Below are 16,377 nucleotides of genomic sequence, written 5' to 3'. Positions count from 1 at the left end.
CCGGTCAGGCGCGTACGAGGCGCCAGCCGCGGGCCCGCGCGCGTTCCTTCCAGAACGCAGCGTACCGGCCGCCCGCGTCCAGCAGCTCCTGGTGGGTGCCGCGCTCGGCGATCACGCCGCCCTCCAGCATGACGATCTGGTCGGCGGCGGCGATCGTGGTCAGCCGGTGCGCGATCACCAGCAGCGTCCGGTCGCGGGCGAGCGTGGCCAGCGCGTCCATCAGGGCGGACTCGTTCTCCGGGTCCAGCGCGGCGGTGGCCTCGTCCAGCAGCACGATCGGCGCGTCCTTGAGGATCGCGCGGGCGATGGACACCCGCTGGCGCTCCCCGCCGGAGAGGGTCGCCCCGGCCTCGCCGATCCTCGCCTGCCAGCCGCCCGGCAGCCGCTCGGCGATCTCCTCGACCCGCGCCAGCCGGCCCGCCTCGCGGACCTCCTCGTCCGTGGCGTCCGGCCGCCCCAGCCGGATGTTGTCCTCCAGCGTGCCCTCGAACAGGTACACGTCCTGGAACACGATCGACAGCTGGGCCATCAGGTCCTCGGGCGTGTAGTCGCGCACGTCGTTCCCGGACACCCGGACCGCGCCGGCGGAGGCGTCCCAGAAGCGGGCGATGAGACGGGTGAGCGTGGTCTTGCCTGACCCGGAGGGCCCGACCAGCGCGGTCACCGTGCGGGGCGCGACGGTGAAGCTCACGTCCCGCAGCAGCGGCCGCTCGTCGTAGGCGAAGCTCACTCCGTCCAGCTCGATCGACGGCTCACCGGCCCGTGCCGTCCCGCCCGAAGGCAGCGGCGGCGTGGTCAGGACGTCGCGGATGCGCCGCAGCGCGCCGCGGGCCATGCGCAGCTCGCCGCCCACGTCGGCGGCGGCGAGCAGCGGTTCGGTGAACCGCACGGCCAGCACCAGCACCCCGACCAGCTCCGGCACGTCCACCGCGCCGCCGAGCGCCAGCGAGCAGCCCACCAGCAGGATCGCGGTGAAGGCGAGCTGCACGGTCAGCGCGACCGTGCCGAGGCCGGGCAGCGTGGTCCGCAGCAGGCGCCGCAGCGCCGACCGCTGCCGCACCAGCGCGCCGTCGAGCAGGTCGTAGCCGTCCGCCGTGCGCCCGAACGCCCGCAGGGACGCCTGCTGCCGGGCGAACTCCACCACGCGGTCGGCCCCCTCGGCCCCCGCGTCGTCCATCGCGGTGTCGCTGCGCTGCACCAGGGCCTGCGTCCAGCGGAAGGCCAGCCACAGGAACGGCGCCGTGACCAGGGCCGCCAGCCCCAGCCGCCAGTCGAACACGAACATGCACACCAGCACGGTCGCCGGCGCGGTCACCGAGGTCACCACGACCTGGAGCAGGTGGGCGGGCACGCTCATCACGTCCATGACGCCCTTGCCCGCGAGCTGTCCGAGCCGCCCCACCCGGTCGGCGCTGAACCAGCCGACCGGCAGTCCGGCCACGTGGTCGCCCATCCGGTGGTAGAGCGTGCGCAGGGCGGCCAGGCCGACCGCGTAGCCGTACTGCGACTGCAGGTAGGAGGCGACGGCGGTGGCCGCGACCACGACGGCGAAGGAAATCAGCCACGGCCCGGCCGCCTCGCCGGACAGCAGCGCGCGCAGCACCGGCACGAGCATCGCGAACGACGCGCCCTGCAGCACGCCGTACACGATCATCGCGAGCAGGCTGCGGCGCAGGCGCGCCCCGTGCTCGGGGCCGAGTACGGCGCCCAGTTCTCCGATCATGCCCGGGTCCAATCCCGATCGTCGTCGCGTACGTGGGCCGCCCACAGCCGGGTGTAGAGCCCGCCGGCCGCGCGGAGCTCGTCATGGGTGCCGCGCTCGACTATCCGGCCGCCGTCGAGCACCGCGATCTGGTCGGCGCCGGTGATCGTGCCCAGCCGGTGGGCGATGACCAGCAGCGTGCGCCCGGCCACCAGCGTGGACAGCGCGTCCTGGATGGCCGACTCCGACTCCGGGTCGGCGAACGCGGTGGCCTCGTCCAGCACCAGGATCGGCGCGTCGGCCAGCAGCGCGCGGGCGATCGACACGCGCTGCGCCTCGCCGCCCGACAGGTGGGCGTCCTCGCCGATCACCGAGTCGTAGCCGCGCGGCAGCTCCGTGATCCGCTCGTGGATCTGGGCCGCGCGGGCCATCCGCTCGACCTCCTCGCGCCCCGCGCCGGGGCGGCCGAGCGCGATGTTGTCCGCGACGGACGCGCGCAGGAGCTGCACGTCCTGCAGGACGAAGCCGACGTGGTGGTACAGCTCGGCGGAGCCGATGTCGCGCACGTCCACGCCGCCCACCGTCACCTGGCCCGAGCCGGGGTCGTAGAAGCGGGGCAGCAGCTTGGCCAGCGTGGACTTGCCCGAGCCCGACGGCCCGACCAGCGCGGTCACGGTGCCGGGCGCCAGCGTGAGGTTCACCTCGCGCAGCACCGGCGTGCTCCCGTCGTACGAGAACGACACGTCGTGGAACTCCACCCGGTGACCCTGCGGGCGGGTCGGCTCGGCGGGCTCGGGCAGCGGCGGCGTCGCCAGCAGCGCGGCCACCCGCCCGGCCGACTCGGCCGCGCGCCGCAGCCGCATCGAGCCCATGTCCAGGGTGAGGAACGGCGCCGTCAGCGCCACGCCGACCAGCACGAACGGCAGCACGTCCACCGGCGCCAGCCAGCCGTTCGCGGCGAACACGACACCTCCCGCGGTGGCCACGAGCAGCATGGTCGGGGGCGAGATGAGCGCGTTCGAGACGCCGCTGAGCCTGAGCATGGGCCGCACCCAGGCGCCGAAGAACTCGGCGAAGTCGTCGGCGGCCTCGGCGAAGCGCCGGTAGGAGCGTCTGGCCTGCCCGAACGTCTTGATCACCGCGATCCCCTGCACGAACTCGACCACGGCCGCGCTGATCCTGGTGTTCGCCTCGCTCCAGCGCCGCATCTGCTCGTCGTAGCCGCGCATCATGACCGCGAACGCGGCGGCGAACAGCGGCACCGGGATGAGCACGACGAGCGTGAGCCGCCAGTCGACGTACAGCAGGTAGGCGAGCGCGGCCAGCGGGGTCACCACGGCCGCGAGCAGGTCGAGCAGGGCATGCGCGATGAGGTGGTGCATCTCGCGGACGTCGTCCTGCAGGACCTTCTTGACCTGGCCCGAGTTGCGCTCGCCGAACCAGCCCAGCGGCACCCGCGACAGGTGCGCGGCCATCCGGCGGCGCAGGTGGAGCTGCAGGTCGGCGTCCGCGAAGTGGGTGATCGCCCCGGCCAGGCCGAACGACGTGAACCTGACCAGCAGCCCGGCCACCGCGATCCCGGCGATCAGCCAGACCCGGCCGGCCTCGGGGGCCGGGCCCAGCAGCACCCGGGCCAGCTCGGCCACGCACACGAACGGCACGAGCGCCGAGACGGCGTACACCACCTGGAGCACGGCGGCGGCGACCAGCCTCGGGCGGATGGGGGTGAGCAGCGCCAGTAACGCGGCGCGGTCAGGGGCGGGCCCGCTGTCCTCGGGCGGGGACGCCACGGGGGCCGCCGGTTCGGCGGTGATCGTCATGTGTGAGCCTCCGCCCTTCGAGGTTTTCCGCCTGGATCGATTTTGTTACAGGCATTCTCGAATAGGCAAGGCTTACTTAACTAAGAGGTCGCCGGAGAGGGGGGTGTAGGGGTGGCGGGGCGGCGGTGCAGCAGGCCGAACCGCGTCCACATGGCCTCCGCCGCCTCGATCGAGGCCCCGGTGCGGGCCGGGTCCACGGCGGCGAGCTGGGTGACCAGCGCCTGGGCGACCGCCATGCCGGCCGTCAGCGACGGGAAGAACGCCTCCCCCTCCGCCGGCACCATGACCACCTCCTCCGCCGCCTCGGCCAGCGCGGGACTGGCCGCGTCCGTCAGGGCGAACACCCGCGCCCCGCGCGAGCGGGCCACGTTGGCGGCCAGGACCGTGCTCTCGTACAGCCGCCAGAAGCTGATCGCCACCAGCACGTCCCCGGGGCCGATAGCCGCCACCGCGTTGGCCAGCTCCGCGTCGCCGTTGGTCACGGCCGTGACGGGATAGCCCGCCAGGCGGGCGTTGTGGGCGAGGGCCAGCCCGACGGCCGCGTAGCTGCCGTCGGCGACGATCACGGTACGGCGCGCCGCGGCGACGGCCTCGGCGATCGTGAGCAGGACGCCCTCGTCCACACGCCGGTTCAGCAGCGCGAGGCTGTCCAGGTCGCGCCGGAGCGAGCGGGAGCTGGGCGAGCCGGTGCCGCGGTGCTCGGCGGCCACCTGGCCGGCGCTCAGCGAGGACAGGTAGCGCGCCCGCAGCTCCTGCTGGAGCGCCGGCCAGCCCGCGAACCCGAGCGCCTGCGCCGTACGCGTCACAGTCGCCACGTTCACCCCCGCGACCTGCGCCAGCTCCCCCGCGGAGCCGAACGACGCCCGCCGCGGCTGCGAGAGCAGGATCTCCAGCACCGCGGCCGCCTTGCCGCGCAGCCCGCGCGAGGGCACCCGGGCGCGCAGCCAGTCTTCGAAGCTGTCCGTGGCGTGCTCTGTCACGTGTCCCTCTCTCAACGCGGAAGTACGCCCGCAACGGTCCCATCCCACGGCAGGACGCCGCCAATCTGCAAAGACCATTGCATTTCCGATATTTCGCACTATATGTTGCTTCGCATTCGACCTGAAGGGCCATGACCTCGGGAAAGGTGTGTTCTATGACCTTGTTGGCCCGTCTGGACCGGCTCCCGCTGAGCCGCCCCCACTACCTGCTCCTCCTCATCGGCGGCCTCGGCTACACCTTCGACGGCATGGACTCGGCCGTCGTGGCGTTCCTGCTCCCCAGCGCGCAGGACGCCTGGGGCCTGTCCAACGGCCAGCTCGGCTTCATCGGGTCCGCGACCCCGTTCGGGTTCCTGTTCGGCGCGACCGTCGCGGGCCTGCTCGGCGACCGCATCGGCCGCAAGAAGGTCATGATGTACGCGCTCGCCTTCTACGCCGTCTTCTCCGTGGTCGCCGCGTTCGCCCCCAACTACGAGGTCTTCCTGGCCTCCCGGGTGCTGGCCGGCGCCGGCGCGGGCGCGGAGAGCGCCATCATCGCGCCGTTCCTGTCGGAGTTCGTGCCGGCGAAGCGGCGCGGATGGTTCATCGGCGCGCTGGCCGGGTTCTTCTCGTTCGGGTTCGTGATGGCGGCGCTGATCGGGCGCTTCGTGGTGCCCACGATGGACGACGGCTGGCGGATCGCGCAGGTGATCACCGCGCTGCCGATCGTGATGCTGCTGTGGTGGCGCCGCTCGCTGCCCGAGTCGCCGCGCTTCCTGCTGCAGAACGGCCGCGTGGACGAGGCCGAGGCGGTGGTCGCCGACCTCGAACGCCGCGTCGAGCGGGCCACCGGCCAGCCGCTCCCGCCGGTGCCCGACTCCGCCGCCCAGCCCGTCGCCGGCACGGCCAAGGTCAACCTGCTCAGCGCGCTCCGGTTCCTGTGGAGCCCGGCCATGGCCAGGCGGACGGCTGTGACGTGGCTGATCTGGTTCGTGATCACGTTCTCGTACTACGGCTTCTTCTCGTGGATCCCCACCCTGCTCGTGCAGCGCGGCATCACGGTGACCAAGAGCTTCGAGTTCTCGATCATCATCTACCTGGCGCAGGTCCCCGGCTACTTCTCCGCGGCCTGGCTGTCGGAGCGGCTCGACCGCAAGAACACCATCGCGATCTACCTGTCCGGCTCGGCGGTCAGCGCGTTCTGGCTGTCGCAGATGGACACGCCCGCCACGATCACGCTCGCGGGCGCGGTGCTGTCGTTCTTCCTGAACGGCACGTACGCGGGTGTCTACTCGTACACGCCCGAGGTCTTCCCCACCTGGATCCGCGCCACCGGAACGGGCCTGTCGAGCGCGTTCGGGCGGGTCGGCAGCATCCTGGCCCCGACGATCATCGGACTGTCGGCGGCGAACCTCGGCTTCGGCGGCGTGTTCGGCCTGACGACGGCGGTGCTGGTGGCCGGGGTGGTGTGCGTGGTCGTGTTCGGCCTGGCCACGGCCGGGAGATCACTTGAGGAGCTGACGGAACCCGCCAAGGAGGCGAGCAAATGACCGGATTGAGCGAGCTTGAGGAGACAGTGCGGCGGGAGGTGGGAGTGCGGCTGTTCACGGTCCTGGCCTGGGTGCCGGAACGGCGGGCGCTGCGCCGCGTCCACACCAGCCATCCCGAGCAGTATCCGGTGGGCGGGGAGAAGACCGTGGAGGTCGCCCAGGGCTGGCTGGCGCGGTGCATCGAGGGCCGGGAGCCGTACTTCGGCGAGGACCGGGCCGCGGTGCGGGAGATCTTCGCCGACCACGAGCTGATCGAGAGCCTGGGCTGCGGGACGATCATCAACGTCCCGGTGGTCGATGAAGGGGAAGTGCTCGGCGTGCTGAACATCCTCGACGCCGAGGGAAGCTATGACGAGGAGTCGGTGGCCGTGGCGCGCTCGCTCGCGCCGCTCGCCGTCCCGGCGCTGCGCGGTGGTGCCGCATGAGTCTCCTGCTGCGTAACGCCCTGGTCCTGGACGTGACGAGCGGCGAGTACGCCGAGGGCGACCTGCGCTGCGCGGACGGCCGCGTCGCCGAGACGGGACCCCGGCTGAGCGCGCCGGACGGCACGCGGGTGATCGACGTCGCCGGGGCGCACGTGGTGCCGGGGCTGATCGACGCGCACGTGCACGTCACCGCCTCCACCGCGAACCTCGGCACGCTCGGCTCCATGTCCCCCTCCTACGTCGCCGCGCACAGCGCGCGGATCATGGGCGGGATGCTCGACCGGGGCTTCACCACGGTGCGCGACGCGTCCGGCGCCGACTACGGGCTGGCCGAGGCGCAGGCGGAGGGGCTGATCCGGGGGCCGCGGCTGCTGTTCTGCGGCAAGGGGCTGAGCCAGACCGGCGGCCACGCCGACTTCCGCGGCCGGGGCGAGCACCAGCATGACGACCATCCGTGCTGCGCCGGCGTCGGCCGCGTGGCCGACGGGGTCGACGCCGTACGCGTCGCCGCCCGCGACGAGCTGCGCAAGGGCGCGCACCACATCAAGGTCATGGCTTCCGGCGGCGTGGCCTCGCCGACCGACCGCATCGACTCGACCCAGTACTCCATGGACGAGCTGCGCGCGGCCGTCGAGGAGGCCGGGGCGGCCAACCGGTACGTCGCCGCGCACGCCTACACCGCCCGGGCCGTCAACCGGGCGCTCGAGGCCGGGGTGCGCTCGATCGAGCACGGGAACCTGATCGACGACACGAGCGTGGAGCTGTTCCGGCGGCACGACGCGTTCCTGGTGCCGACGCTGGTGACGTACTGGGCGCTCAAGGAGGAGGGGCTCACGTTCGGGCTGCCCGAGCGGAGCTGGCGCAAGGTGGACGAGGTGCTCGAGGCCGGGCTGGCCGCGCTGGAGCGGGCCGCGCGGGGCGGGGTGCGGCTGGCGTACGGGACCGACCTGCTGGGGGGCATGCACCGGCACCAGAACCACGAGTTCCGGCTGCGGCGGGAGGTGCAGCAGCCGATCGACGTGCTGCGGGCCGCGACGAGCGGGGCGGCGGAGCTGGTCGGGATGGCGGGCGAGGCCGGCACGCTGACCGTCGGGGCGCACGCCGACCTGCTCGTGCTCGACGGCGATCCGCTGGCCGACATCGGCGTCCTCGCCGACCCCGCCCACCTCCGCCACGTCGTCCAGGCGGGCCGCGTCGTCTCCGGCTGAGCAGCCGCCGGGGTCCTTCGAAGGGCGGGCGCTGCCCGCCCGAGTGCGGCGGGGCGGGTGGCGTTGCATAGTGGCAGGGTGACGACGCTGACGCGCACCGCCCTCGTGGTGGTCGCGGTGCTGCTCCTGCTGCTCGCCCTGCTGTGGGTGTTCCAGCGGCGGCTGATCTACCTGCCCGACAGCGCGCCCGTGCCGCCCGCCGCCGAGGTGGTCCCGGGCGCGCGGGACGTCACGTTCACGACCGGCGACGGGCTGCGGCTCGCGGCCTGGTACGTCCCCGGCACCCGCGGCGTGACCGTCCTGATCGCGGGCGGGAACGCGGGCAACCGACACCACCGCGCCCCCTTGGTCCGCGCGCTGTCGGACCACGGGCTCGCGGTGCTCCTCATGGACTACCGCGGCTACGGCGGCAACCCCGGCACCCCGACGGAGGAGGGGCTGCACCAGGACGCCCTGGCCGCCCGCGAACACCTCGGCGACACCCGCGTCATCTACTTCGGCGAGAGCCTGGGCGCGGGCGTGGTCACCCGGCTCGCCCTGGAGCGCCCGCCCGACGGCCTGGTGCTGCGTTCGCCGTTCACCGACCTGGCCGCCGCAGGCCAGGCCAACTACCCGTTCCTGCCGGTCAGGGCGCTGCTGCGCGACCGCTTCCCGGTCGCGGAGAGCATCCGGCGGGTGCGGGCGCCGGTCGTCGTCGTGTACGGCACCCGCGACACGATCGTGCCCCCGCGGCTCAGCAGGGCGGTCGCCGAGGCGGCGGGAGAGCGCGCCACGACCGTCGAGGTCGCCGGGGCGGGCCACAACGACCTGGCCATGCTGGCCGGCGACGACGTCGTGGGCGCCGTGGTCGACCTGGCCGGGCGAATAAATCAGTAGTCCCACGCCACCCTCCCCGTGTACGTTCAGGAGCGGAAGGCTCACGTACGGTAATCACAGGGGGTCCAGTGAGACTCGTTCGCGCCGCTGTGGCAGCGCTCTCCCTGGTCATGATCGCCACTCCCGCTGTCGCGGAGTCGGCCCTGTCCGCGACGGTGCGCACCGACAAGGGCGTGGTCAAAGGCGAGGTGCGCAAGGACCACCGGGTCTTCCGCGGCATCCCGTACGCCGAGCCGCCCACGGGCCCGCTCCGGTGGCGGCCGCCGCAGCCGGCCAGGCCATGGACGGACGTCCGCGACGCGACGGCGTTCGGCAGCCAGTGCGCGCAGCTCGCCGAGGTCTACGGCGGCCGGACGTCGTACGGCGAGGACTGCCTCTACCTCAACGTCACCACGCCGCGCAGGGGCCGCGACCGGCCGGTCATGGTGTGGCTGCACGGCGGCGGCAACACGAGCGGCAACCCCGCCTTCTACGACCTGACCAGGCTGGCGACCCGGGGCGGCGTCGTGGTCGTGAGCGTCAACTACCGGCTCGGCGCGCTCGGCTGGCTGGCGCACCCCGCGCTCGAGACGGGCGAGCGCTACCAGAGCGGCAACTACGGGCTGCTCGACCAGCAGGCGGCACTGCGCTGGGTGCGGCGCAACATCGCGGCGTTCGGCGGCGACCCCCGCAACGTGACGCTGTTCGGCGAGTCCGCCGGAGCCGCCGACATCTGCGCCGGTCTGGCCTCGCCCACCGCCGCCGGGCTGTTCGACAAGGCGATCGTGCAGAGCTTCAGCTGCTCCTCCCCCACGCGCACCGAGGAGCAGGCGGAGGCCGAGGGGGGCAGGTTCGCCGAGGCCGTGGGCTGCGCGGCCGGGGCCGCCGCCTGCCTGCGGGCGCTGCCGGTCAAGACGCTGCTGGAGGCGTTCCGGGGGCACACCCCGTACCCGGTCGCGGGCGGCGACCACGTGCTGCCGCTGCAGCCCCGCGCGGCGATCGAGGGCGGCCGGATCAACCGCGTGCCCGTCATGCACGGCAACACGCTCGACGAGATGCGCCTGTACACCGGCCTGATCTACCCTCAGCCGATCACGCGGGCGCAGTACGAGCAGTACGTGCGCGGCACGTACGCGGGCAACGCCGACCAGGTCCTGGCCCGTTATCCCGCCTCCGGCTACCCCGACCTGCGGATCGGGCTGGCCACCATGATGACCCACGGCACCGGCCCGCTCGCCACCTGCGCGCACCAGGACGCCTTCGGCCTGCTCTCCCGGGCCGGGGTCCAGGTCTACGCGTACCAGTTCGCCGACCGCACCGCGCCGCCGCTGATGGACGTGCCCGGCTACGAGGAGGGCGCCGAGCACGCGACGGAGCTGGTCTACCTGTTCCCCGGCCTGCTCGGCCGGCTCAACGCCGAGCAGCAGCGGCTGTCGGACGCCATGATCGGCTACTGGACGTCGTTCGCCCGCGACGGCCGCCCGAACGCCGCCCGGGCTCCGCGCTGGCCGCTCTTCAGCGGCTCCGGCGACGTGCTCAGCCTGGCGCCGGGGCGCGACGGCATCCACCCGACCGACACTGCCGGCGCCAGCAATTGCGCCTTCTGGGGCTCTTTGCAGTCATGAGGGCACATAATGCGGGTTGTCCCTGAAGATCCGCGCCGCTGCGGCGGAGCAGGTGTCGTGGCTGAGGAGGGCAGCGACCTAGGACGGGCGGGAGAGAAGTGACTCCAGCTCGGCGACCGCGTGGGCGCGGTGGACGTCGAGGGTCGTCACCGCCTCGTCGGCGGCGTGGCGGCGCAGGGCGTCGAGGGTGGCGCGGTGCTCCTTGACGACCCGCTCCCGGTTGCCCGCGTCGCCGTAGTACATCGAGCGGTAGGCGTCCGTGGTGTCCCACAGGGTCCTGATCAGCCGCACCAGCCGCGGCATGCCCGCGCAGTCGAACAGCGTCATGTGGAACAGCCGGTTGGCCGTCGCCATGGCCAGCACGTCGCCCGCCGCGGCGGCCCGTTCGACCTCCTCCTGGGCCGACTCCAGCCGGGCGAGGTCGGCGTCCGTGAGCCGCTCGACGGCCCGGCGGACGGCCTCCTCCTCCAGCAGCTCGCGGATGCGGTAGACCTCGCGCAGGTCGTCGAGCGAGAGCATGGCGACGCAGTAGCCCTTGTGCGCCTTGTAGGTGACCAGGCCCTCGCCTTCGAGCGTCTTGAGCGCCTCGCGCAGGGGGACGCGGCTGACCTGCAGCTCCTCGGCCAGCGCGTCCTGCCGAATGGGAGTGCCGGGGCGCAGGCGCCCGGTGGTGATGGCAAGGCGGAGCTCGCCCAGCACGAACTGCTGGGCCGTCGGCGGCCTGCGTCGTGCCTCGTCCGAACTCACCGCCCCAATATCTCACGAACCCACGCCTCGTCCTCCCCCAGCCGGGGCGGCGGGCGGCGGTAGGAGGGCGGGGTGGCGCTGAGCCGCAGGGGGTTGGCGACCTGGCCGACCCCGTCGAGCCGTACGGAGGGATCGAGGCCGAGGTCGTCGGCCAGGGCGAAGGCGGCGGCCAGGTCGTTGATCGGGCCGCAGGGCACCCCGGCGGCGGTGAGCGCCTCGAACCACTCGTCGGCCGTGCGGGCGGCCAGCGCCGCGTTGAGCTCTGCGACGAGGTCGTCCCTGCCGGCGACCCGGTCCGCGTTCGTGGCATAACGGGCGTCCTCGGCGAGGTCCGGGCGGTTCAGCGCCCTGCAGAGGGCCTGGAACTGGCGGTCGTTGCCGGCCGCGATCACGATCGGGCGGTCGGCGGCCTCGAAGACCTCGTACGGGACGATGCTGGGATGCCGGTTGCCCATCGCCTGGGGCACCACTCCGGCGGCGGCGTAGGCGGAGGCGTGGTTGGTGAGCGCCGACAGGAGGGACGACAGCAGCGAGACCTCGACGTGCTGCCCCTCGCCGGTGTTGTCGCGGTGGCGGAGCGCGGCCAGGATGCCCAGCCCGGCATGCAGGCCGGTGATCACGTCCACCAGCGCCACGCCGGCCTTCGTCCCGTGCCCGCCGGGCTCACCCGTGACGCTCATCAGCCCGCCCACCGCCTGCGCGATCAGGTCGTAGCCGGGCAGCCCTGCCCCGGGCCCCGAGCCGAACCCGGTGATCGAGCAGTACACCAGCCCGGGGTTGAGCTCGCGCAACGAGGAGTAGCCGAGTCCGAGCCGGTCCATCGTGCCGGGCCGGAAGTTCTCGACCAGCACGTCCGCGCGGGCGGCCAGGGCCCGCGCGACCTCGACGTCGGCCCGCAGGTCGAGGGCGATCGAGCGCTTGTTGCGGTTGACGCCGAGGAAGTACGTCGCCTCGCCGTCGGGCGCGTACGGCGGACCCCAGGCGCGGGTGTCGTCCCCCGCGCCCGGACGCTCCACCTTGACCACCTCCGCGCCCAGGTCGGCCAGCAGCATCGTGGCGTACGGCCCCGCCAGCACCCGGCTGAAGTCCGCCACCAGCAGCCCCGACAGCGCACCGGTCACGCGCCCTGTTTCGTCGGCCGCGTGACTGGACCACTGCTCACTCACGCCGGCGCCCCGAGGTAGACGGTCATCGTGTGGGTGAAGAACTCGCGGGCCGCCCGCCCCTGTTCCTTTGGCCCGAACCCGCTCTGCTTGAGCCCGCCGAACGGCACGTACGGGAAGGTCCCGGCCGACTCGGAGTTGATGTGCAGCACGCCGACGTCCAGCCGCTCGACCGCCTGCAGGGCCACGCCCAGATCCCTGGTGAAGATGGCCGCCGACAGGCCGTGCTCGCTGAGGTTGGCCAGCCCCAGCGCCTCCTCGGTCCCCGACGCCCGCACCACGCCCACCACGGGCCCGAACAGCTCGGTACGCCAGAAGTCCACCCCGGTCCCCGGCAGGTCGAGCACGGTCGGCGGCACGAACCAGCCCTCGCCGTCGTACGGCGCGGAGCCCGCCAGGGGCTTGGCCCCCTCGTCCACGGCCCGCGCCACCCCGGACGTCACCCGGTCCCGGGCGGCCGAGCTGACCAGGGGGCCCATCTCGACGCCCGGCGACAGGGGGTCGCCGACCACGAGGCGCGCGGCCCGTTCGGCCACCCGCTCCAGCAGCTCGTCCGCGACCGGGGAGGCCACGATGAGCCGCGAGGTGGCCGTGCACTTCTGGCCCGTGGAGCGGAACGCGCCGAGGCAGACCTGCTCGGCCGCGTGGTCGAGGTCGGCGTCGGCGAGCACGACGGAGGCGTTCTTGCCGCCCATCTCCGTCTGCACCGGCTTGCCCAGTTCGCCGCAGCGCGCGATCACGGCCCGCCCGACCGCGGTGGAGCCGGTGAACGAGATCGCGTCCACGCCGGGGTGGTCCACGATGGCCGAGCCGGCCTCGGCCTCGCCGTACACGAGGTTGAGCACGCCGTCCGGCAGTCCCGCCGACGTCAGCGCCTGCGCCAGCCGGTAGGCCAGCAGCGGCACCAGCGACGACGGCTTCCACACGACGGTGTTGCCGTAGCTGAGGGCGGGGGCGATCTTCCAGGCGGGGATGACGATCGGGAAGTTGAACGGCGTGATCAGCCCGGCCACGCCGATCGGCTTGCGGACCACGAGGACGTTCTCGCCGGGCCGCGGGGAGGCGAAGATCTCGCCGCTCTCGCGGTCGGCCTCGCCCGCGTAGTAGCGCAGGATCCGGGCCGAGCCCCGCACCTCGGCGACCGCCTCGGGCAGCGTCTTGCCCTCCTCGCGGGCCAGCTCGGCGCCCCACTCGTCGGCGGAGGCGTCCACGAGGTCGGCGGCGGCCACGAGCACCGCCGCGCGGGCATGGTGGGGCGTCGCCGCCCATCCGGGCGCCGCCGCACGGGCCGCGGCGACGGCCCGCTCCACCTCGGCGGCGGAGGCGAAGCGCCCCCGCGCGACCACTTCACTGGGCCGGGCCGGGTTGGTGTCGGCGAACTCCTCGCCGTCGCCCTCGACCCAGCGCCCGCCGATGAGATTAAGAACGTCCATGGTCAACGAACCCTAACTGTGCCATATTGGATTTTCAATATTGGATCCAATACGGAGGCCGTCCGATGATCACCCCGACCGCGCTCTTCGCCTTCGACACGCTGCTCACCGAGGAGGAGCGCGAGATCAGGAACACGGTCAGGCGCGTCTGCGACCGGGAGATCCGCCCGCACGTCGCGGAGTGGTTCGAGACCGGGGAGCTGCCTGCCCGCGAGCTGGCCCGCACGCTCGGCTCGCTCGGCGTGCTCGGCATGCACCTCGAGGGGTACGGCTGCGCGGGCATGGGCGCGGTCTCGTACGGGCTGGCCTGCCTGGAACTGGAGGCGGCCGACTCCGGGCTGCGCAGCCTGGTCTCGGTGCAGGGCTCCCTCGCGATGTACGCCATCTGGAAGTACGGCAGCGAGGAGCAGAAGCAGGAGTGGCTGCCCGCGATGGCGGCCGGCGAGCGCATCGGCTGCTTCGGCCTGACCGAGCCCGACTTCGGCTCCGACCCGGGCGGCATGCGGACCACGGCCAAGCGCGAGGGCGGCGACTGGGTGCTGAACGGCACCAAGATGTGGATCACCAACGGCTCGGTCTCGGACGTGGCGGTGGTGTGGGCGCGTACGGACGAGGGCGTCAGGGGCTTCCTGGTTCCGGCGGGCACCCCGGGCTTCACCGTGAACGACGTCAAGCACAAGATCTCGCTGCGCGCGAGCGTGACGAGCGAGCTGGTGCTCGACGGGGTGCGCCTGCCGGACGCGGCCATGCTGCCCGGCGCGAGGGGCCTTTCTGGGCCGCTCGGCTGCCTGAACGAGGCGCGGTTCGGGATCGTGTTCGGCGCGATGGGGGCGGCGCTCGACTGCCTGGAGACGGCCATCGCGTACGCGGGCGACCGCGAGGTGTTCGCCAAGCCGCTGGCCTCGTTCCAGCTCACCCAGGAGAAGCTCGCCGACATGGCGCTGGAGCTGGGCAAGGGCCTGCTGCTCGCCGTGCACCTGGGCCGGCTGAAGGAGGCCGGGACGATCACCCCCGAGCAGGTGAGCGCCGGCAAGCTGAACAACGTGCGCGAGGCCCTGGAGATCGCCAGGAAGTGCCGCACGCTGCTCGGAGCGAGCGGCATCACCCTCGAATACCCGGTGATCAGGCACAGCGTGAACCTCGAGTCGGTGCTGACCTACGAGGGCACGTCCGAGATCCACTCCCTGGTCCTGGGCAAGGCGCTCACCGGGATCGCCGCGTTCCACTGATCAGAACGTCTGCCAGGTCGCCTCGGTGACCTGGCACGGCCCGCCCTGGTGGACCCGAAGCCGCGCGGCGACGAGGTCCAGCGCGATCGTCGCGACGGTCTCCCACCGCTGGTTGATCGGCAGCGTCTGGTCCGGGTGGGCGCAGACGGGCGCGTCGTCGGGGCCGTGGCTGAGCATGGCCAGCGCCCGCTTGGTGTGGTCGTCGCTGCTCAGGCCCTCGGTGTTGTCCCGCAGGTGCTGGAACCTGGCGTACGTGCTGGGCCGGTCGGTGGAATGCCGCTCGTCCTTGGCCAGGGCGGGGTCGAGGAAGTGGTTGCAGTGCTGCAGCACACCGTCCGGCTCCGGCGGTATGACCGCGACGCCGGCCGGGGAGATCTCGATCGAGGCCGCGTCCGACGAGGTCACGGCCGTGATGACGGTCGAGGCGGAGACGGTGGCGGAGCGCGCGATGTCGGCGGCCTCCTCGACCGTGGTGGCCTCGTCCAGGATCCGGCGGGCGATCAGGTGGACGGGCACGCCGAGGTCGGCCGTGTCGGAGTCGTGGCGCAGGATGTTGAAGTGGATGCCGAGCCCGGCCGTGTTCACCCCGATCTTGGCCAGCGCCCCGGCCTCGGTGAACGTGCGCACGACGTGTCCCGGACGCGGCTCCAGCTCCCAGAGCATGGGCGCGTCGCGCAGGTGGTCGTGCCAGTCCCAGGTCTGCACCGTGCGCGGCGCCTCCTCCGCCCCGGGCAGCACGACGGAGGTGGAGCACTCCCCCTCACCGGTCGCGTCGATGGCGGCCAGGATCTCCGTGCGCGCGTTGACGACGGCGACCTGCCAGGGCTCCAGGCCGGCGCCGCCCGCGATCCCCGCGATCTCCTCCGCCAGGTGCGGCGCCCAGTCGGCGGTCCGCTCCAGGGCCAGCTCGCCCCACGCGCGGACCTGCGTCGCGGTCGCGCCCGCGACGGTGAACAGGTCGGAGTAACCGGAGAGGTTGGCACGGATCGCCTTGCTGCGGTGCGTGCCGAGTTCTTTGCCGCGGGCTCGGGGGTCAATCTGCGTCGACGTGAAGCTGGGGAAAGTCATGAACCATCCATCAGGTCGGCGAGCCGGGGGTTCTCGGCCGCGAACGAGGCGCGGACGCGCGCGTACCGCTCGGCGTCGATGTCCTGGCTCAGCTTGAACATGCTCTTCTCGGTATGCACATGCACCCGAAAAGCCACTACCCCGGGCAAGAGCGCGGCGAACCTCTCCCTGGACGCCGGGGTCGGCTCCCAGGAGGGGGAGCGGAGCGACTCCAGTGCCGTGACGGTGCGCTCCACCACGTCGAGCGCCTCGTCGAGCAGTACGACCCGTCCCGTCACATGTACGGCCGCGTAGTCCCAGGTCGGGACGGCCGGGTCGGTCGCGTACACGGTGGGCGAGACGTACCCGTGCACGCTGGAGAAGACGACGAGCACCTCGGGCGAGGACTCGAAGGAGCGCCAGTGGGGATTGGCGCGGGCCATGTGGCCGAGCAGGGCGCCGCCTTCGAGGGCGCCGCCCTCGAGGATGACGGGGACGTGCGTGGCGACCGGCACGCCGTCCACCGTGCTGACGACCAGGGCGAACGGGTTGCGCCTGACCAGCTCGACCGCCTGTGCCGGGTCCTTGGCGGCGTAACGGGGGAAGACGTGCAT

At 72.9% G+C, this 16,377-nt stretch carries 14 protein-coding genes; 6 read left to right on the top strand and 8 right to left on the bottom strand.

What is annotated here, in order from left to right:
- Positions 1 to 4 precede the first annotated feature (4 nt).
- From ACIBI9_RS44725 to ACIBI9_RS44715, 3 genes are all read right to left on the bottom strand, one after another.
- On the bottom strand, positions 5 to 1,723 hold the full coding sequence (locus ACIBI9_RS44725) for an ABC transporter ATP-binding protein (protein ID WP_397232051.1): 1,719 nt from the start codon (positions 1,721 to 1,723) through the stop codon (positions 5 to 7).
- Positions 1,720 to 3,522 (bottom strand): ABC transporter ATP-binding protein, encoded by a 1,803-nt coding sequence (locus ACIBI9_RS44720; RefSeq protein WP_397232049.1) that lies wholly within the window; start codon positions 3,520 to 3,522, stop codon positions 1,720 to 1,722. Before ACIBI9_RS44720 ends, ACIBI9_RS44725 begins: the two co-directional genes overlap by 4 nt.
- Before the next feature lie 80 nt (positions 3,523 to 3,602).
- On the bottom strand, positions 3,603 to 4,502 hold the full coding sequence (locus tag ACIBI9_RS44715) for a MurR/RpiR family transcriptional regulator (RefSeq protein ID WP_397232047.1): 900 nt from the start codon (positions 4,500 to 4,502) through the stop codon (positions 3,603 to 3,605).
- A gap of 155 nt (positions 4,503 to 4,657) precedes the next feature.
- Between ACIBI9_RS44715 and ACIBI9_RS44710 the strand changes: the two genes are divergently transcribed.
- The 5 genes from ACIBI9_RS44710 (at position 4,658) to ACIBI9_RS44690 (ending at position 10,144) form a co-directional block, all read left to right on the top strand.
- Positions 4,658 to 6,031: an MFS transporter gene (locus ACIBI9_RS44710; protein ID WP_397232045.1), complete on the top strand. Its 1,374-nt coding sequence runs from the start codon at positions 4,658 to 4,660 to the stop codon at positions 6,029 to 6,031.
- On the top strand, positions 6,028 to 6,456 hold the full coding sequence (locus ACIBI9_RS44705) for a GAF domain-containing protein (protein ID WP_397232043.1): 429 nt from the start codon (positions 6,028 to 6,030) through the stop codon (positions 6,454 to 6,456). Before ACIBI9_RS44710 ends, ACIBI9_RS44705 begins: the two co-directional genes overlap by 4 nt.
- A complete protein-coding gene (locus tag ACIBI9_RS44700; protein ID WP_397232041.1) occupies positions 6,453 to 7,664 on the top strand; it encodes an amidohydrolase family protein in 1,212 nt (403 codons plus the stop codon). The genes ACIBI9_RS44705 and ACIBI9_RS44700 overlap by 4 nt, the downstream gene beginning before the upstream one ends.
- A gap of 78 nt (positions 7,665 to 7,742) precedes the next feature.
- Positions 7,743 to 8,540, top strand: coding sequence for an alpha/beta hydrolase (locus ACIBI9_RS44695; RefSeq protein ID WP_397232039.1), 798 nt, complete (start codon positions 7,743 to 7,745; stop codon positions 8,538 to 8,540).
- Positions 8,541 to 8,608: 68 nt separating this feature from the next.
- On the top strand, positions 8,609 to 10,144 hold the full coding sequence (locus ACIBI9_RS44690; protein ID WP_397232037.1) for a carboxylesterase/lipase family protein: 1,536 nt from the start codon (positions 8,609 to 8,611) through the stop codon (positions 10,142 to 10,144).
- 78 nt (positions 10,145 to 10,222) lie between these two features.
- Here ACIBI9_RS44690 and ACIBI9_RS44685 read toward each other — a convergent pair whose 3' ends face one another.
- The 3 genes from ACIBI9_RS44685 to ACIBI9_RS44675 are packed head-to-tail and all read right to left on the bottom strand — an operon-like array spanning position 10,223 to position 13,487.
- Entirely contained in the window at positions 10,223 to 10,891 is a 669-nt protein-coding gene (locus ACIBI9_RS44685) for a GntR family transcriptional regulator (protein WP_397232035.1), read from the bottom strand.
- Positions 10,888 to 12,012: a CaiB/BaiF CoA transferase family protein gene (locus ACIBI9_RS44680; RefSeq protein WP_397232033.1), complete on the bottom strand. Its 1,125-nt coding sequence runs from the start codon at positions 12,010 to 12,012 to the stop codon at positions 10,888 to 10,890. The genes ACIBI9_RS44685 and ACIBI9_RS44680 overlap by 4 nt, the downstream gene beginning before the upstream one ends.
- A gap of 41 nt (positions 12,013 to 12,053) precedes the next feature.
- Positions 12,054 to 13,487: an aldehyde dehydrogenase family protein gene (locus tag ACIBI9_RS44675; protein WP_397232031.1), complete on the bottom strand. Its 1,434-nt coding sequence runs from the start codon at positions 13,485 to 13,487 to the stop codon at positions 12,054 to 12,056.
- Between the two features lie 65 nt (positions 13,488 to 13,552).
- Here ACIBI9_RS44675 and ACIBI9_RS44670 point away from each other — a divergent pair, with 65 nt between their 5' ends.
- Positions 13,553 to 14,716 (top strand): acyl-CoA dehydrogenase family protein, encoded by a 1,164-nt coding sequence (locus ACIBI9_RS44670; RefSeq protein WP_397232029.1) that lies wholly within the window; start codon positions 13,553 to 13,555, stop codon positions 14,714 to 14,716.
- Here ACIBI9_RS44670 and ACIBI9_RS44665 read toward each other — a convergent pair whose 3' ends face one another.
- Positions 14,717 to 15,784 (bottom strand): C45 family autoproteolytic acyltransferase/hydolase, encoded by a 1,068-nt coding sequence (locus tag ACIBI9_RS44665; protein WP_397232027.1) that lies wholly within the window; start codon positions 15,782 to 15,784, stop codon positions 14,717 to 14,719. It lies immediately after the preceding gene.
- Positions 15,781 to 16,377 carry an FMN-binding negative transcriptional regulator gene (locus tag ACIBI9_RS44660; protein WP_397232025.1) on the bottom strand — a complete coding sequence of 199 codons (597 nt, stop codon included), beginning with the start codon at positions 16,375 to 16,377 and terminating at the stop codon, positions 15,781 to 15,783. The genes ACIBI9_RS44665 and ACIBI9_RS44660 overlap by 4 nt, the downstream gene beginning before the upstream one ends.

Source organism: Nonomuraea sp. NPDC050451, from assembly GCF_044458585.1.
This window is presented reverse-complemented; position numbering and strand designations above follow the sequence as displayed.

Excerpts from the sequence above, each read along its gene's own strand:
- ACIBI9_RS44660 (WP_397232025.1), bottom strand. The coding sequence starts at position 16,377 with ATGCACGTCTTCCCCCGTTACGCCGCCAAGGACCCGGCACAGGCGGTC.
- ACIBI9_RS44720 (WP_397232049.1), bottom strand. The coding sequence starts at position 3,522 with ATGACGATCACCGCCGAACCGGCGGCCCCCGTGGCGTCCCCGCCCGAG.
- ACIBI9_RS44665 (WP_397232027.1), bottom strand. The coding sequence starts at position 15,784 with ATGACTTTCCCCAGCTTCACGTCGACGCAGATTGACCCCCGAGCCCGC.
- ACIBI9_RS44700 (WP_397232041.1), top strand. The coding sequence starts at position 6,453 with ATGAGTCTCCTGCTGCGTAACGCCCTGGTCCTGGACGTGACGAGCGGC.
- ACIBI9_RS44725 (WP_397232051.1), bottom strand. The coding sequence starts at position 1,723 with ATGATCGGAGAACTGGGCGCCGTACTCGGCCCCGAGCACGGGGCGCGC.
- ACIBI9_RS44705 (WP_397232043.1), top strand. The coding sequence starts at position 6,028 with ATGACCGGATTGAGCGAGCTTGAGGAGACAGTGCGGCGGGAGGTGGGA.
- ACIBI9_RS44670 (WP_397232029.1), top strand. The coding sequence starts at position 13,553 with ATGATCACCCCGACCGCGCTCTTCGCCTTCGACACGCTGCTCACCGAG.
- ACIBI9_RS44675 (WP_397232031.1), bottom strand. The coding sequence starts at position 13,487 with ATGGACGTTCTTAATCTCATCGGCGGGCGCTGGGTCGAGGGCGACGGC.
- ACIBI9_RS44710 (WP_397232045.1), top strand. The coding sequence starts at position 4,658 with ATGACCTTGTTGGCCCGTCTGGACCGGCTCCCGCTGAGCCGCCCCCAC.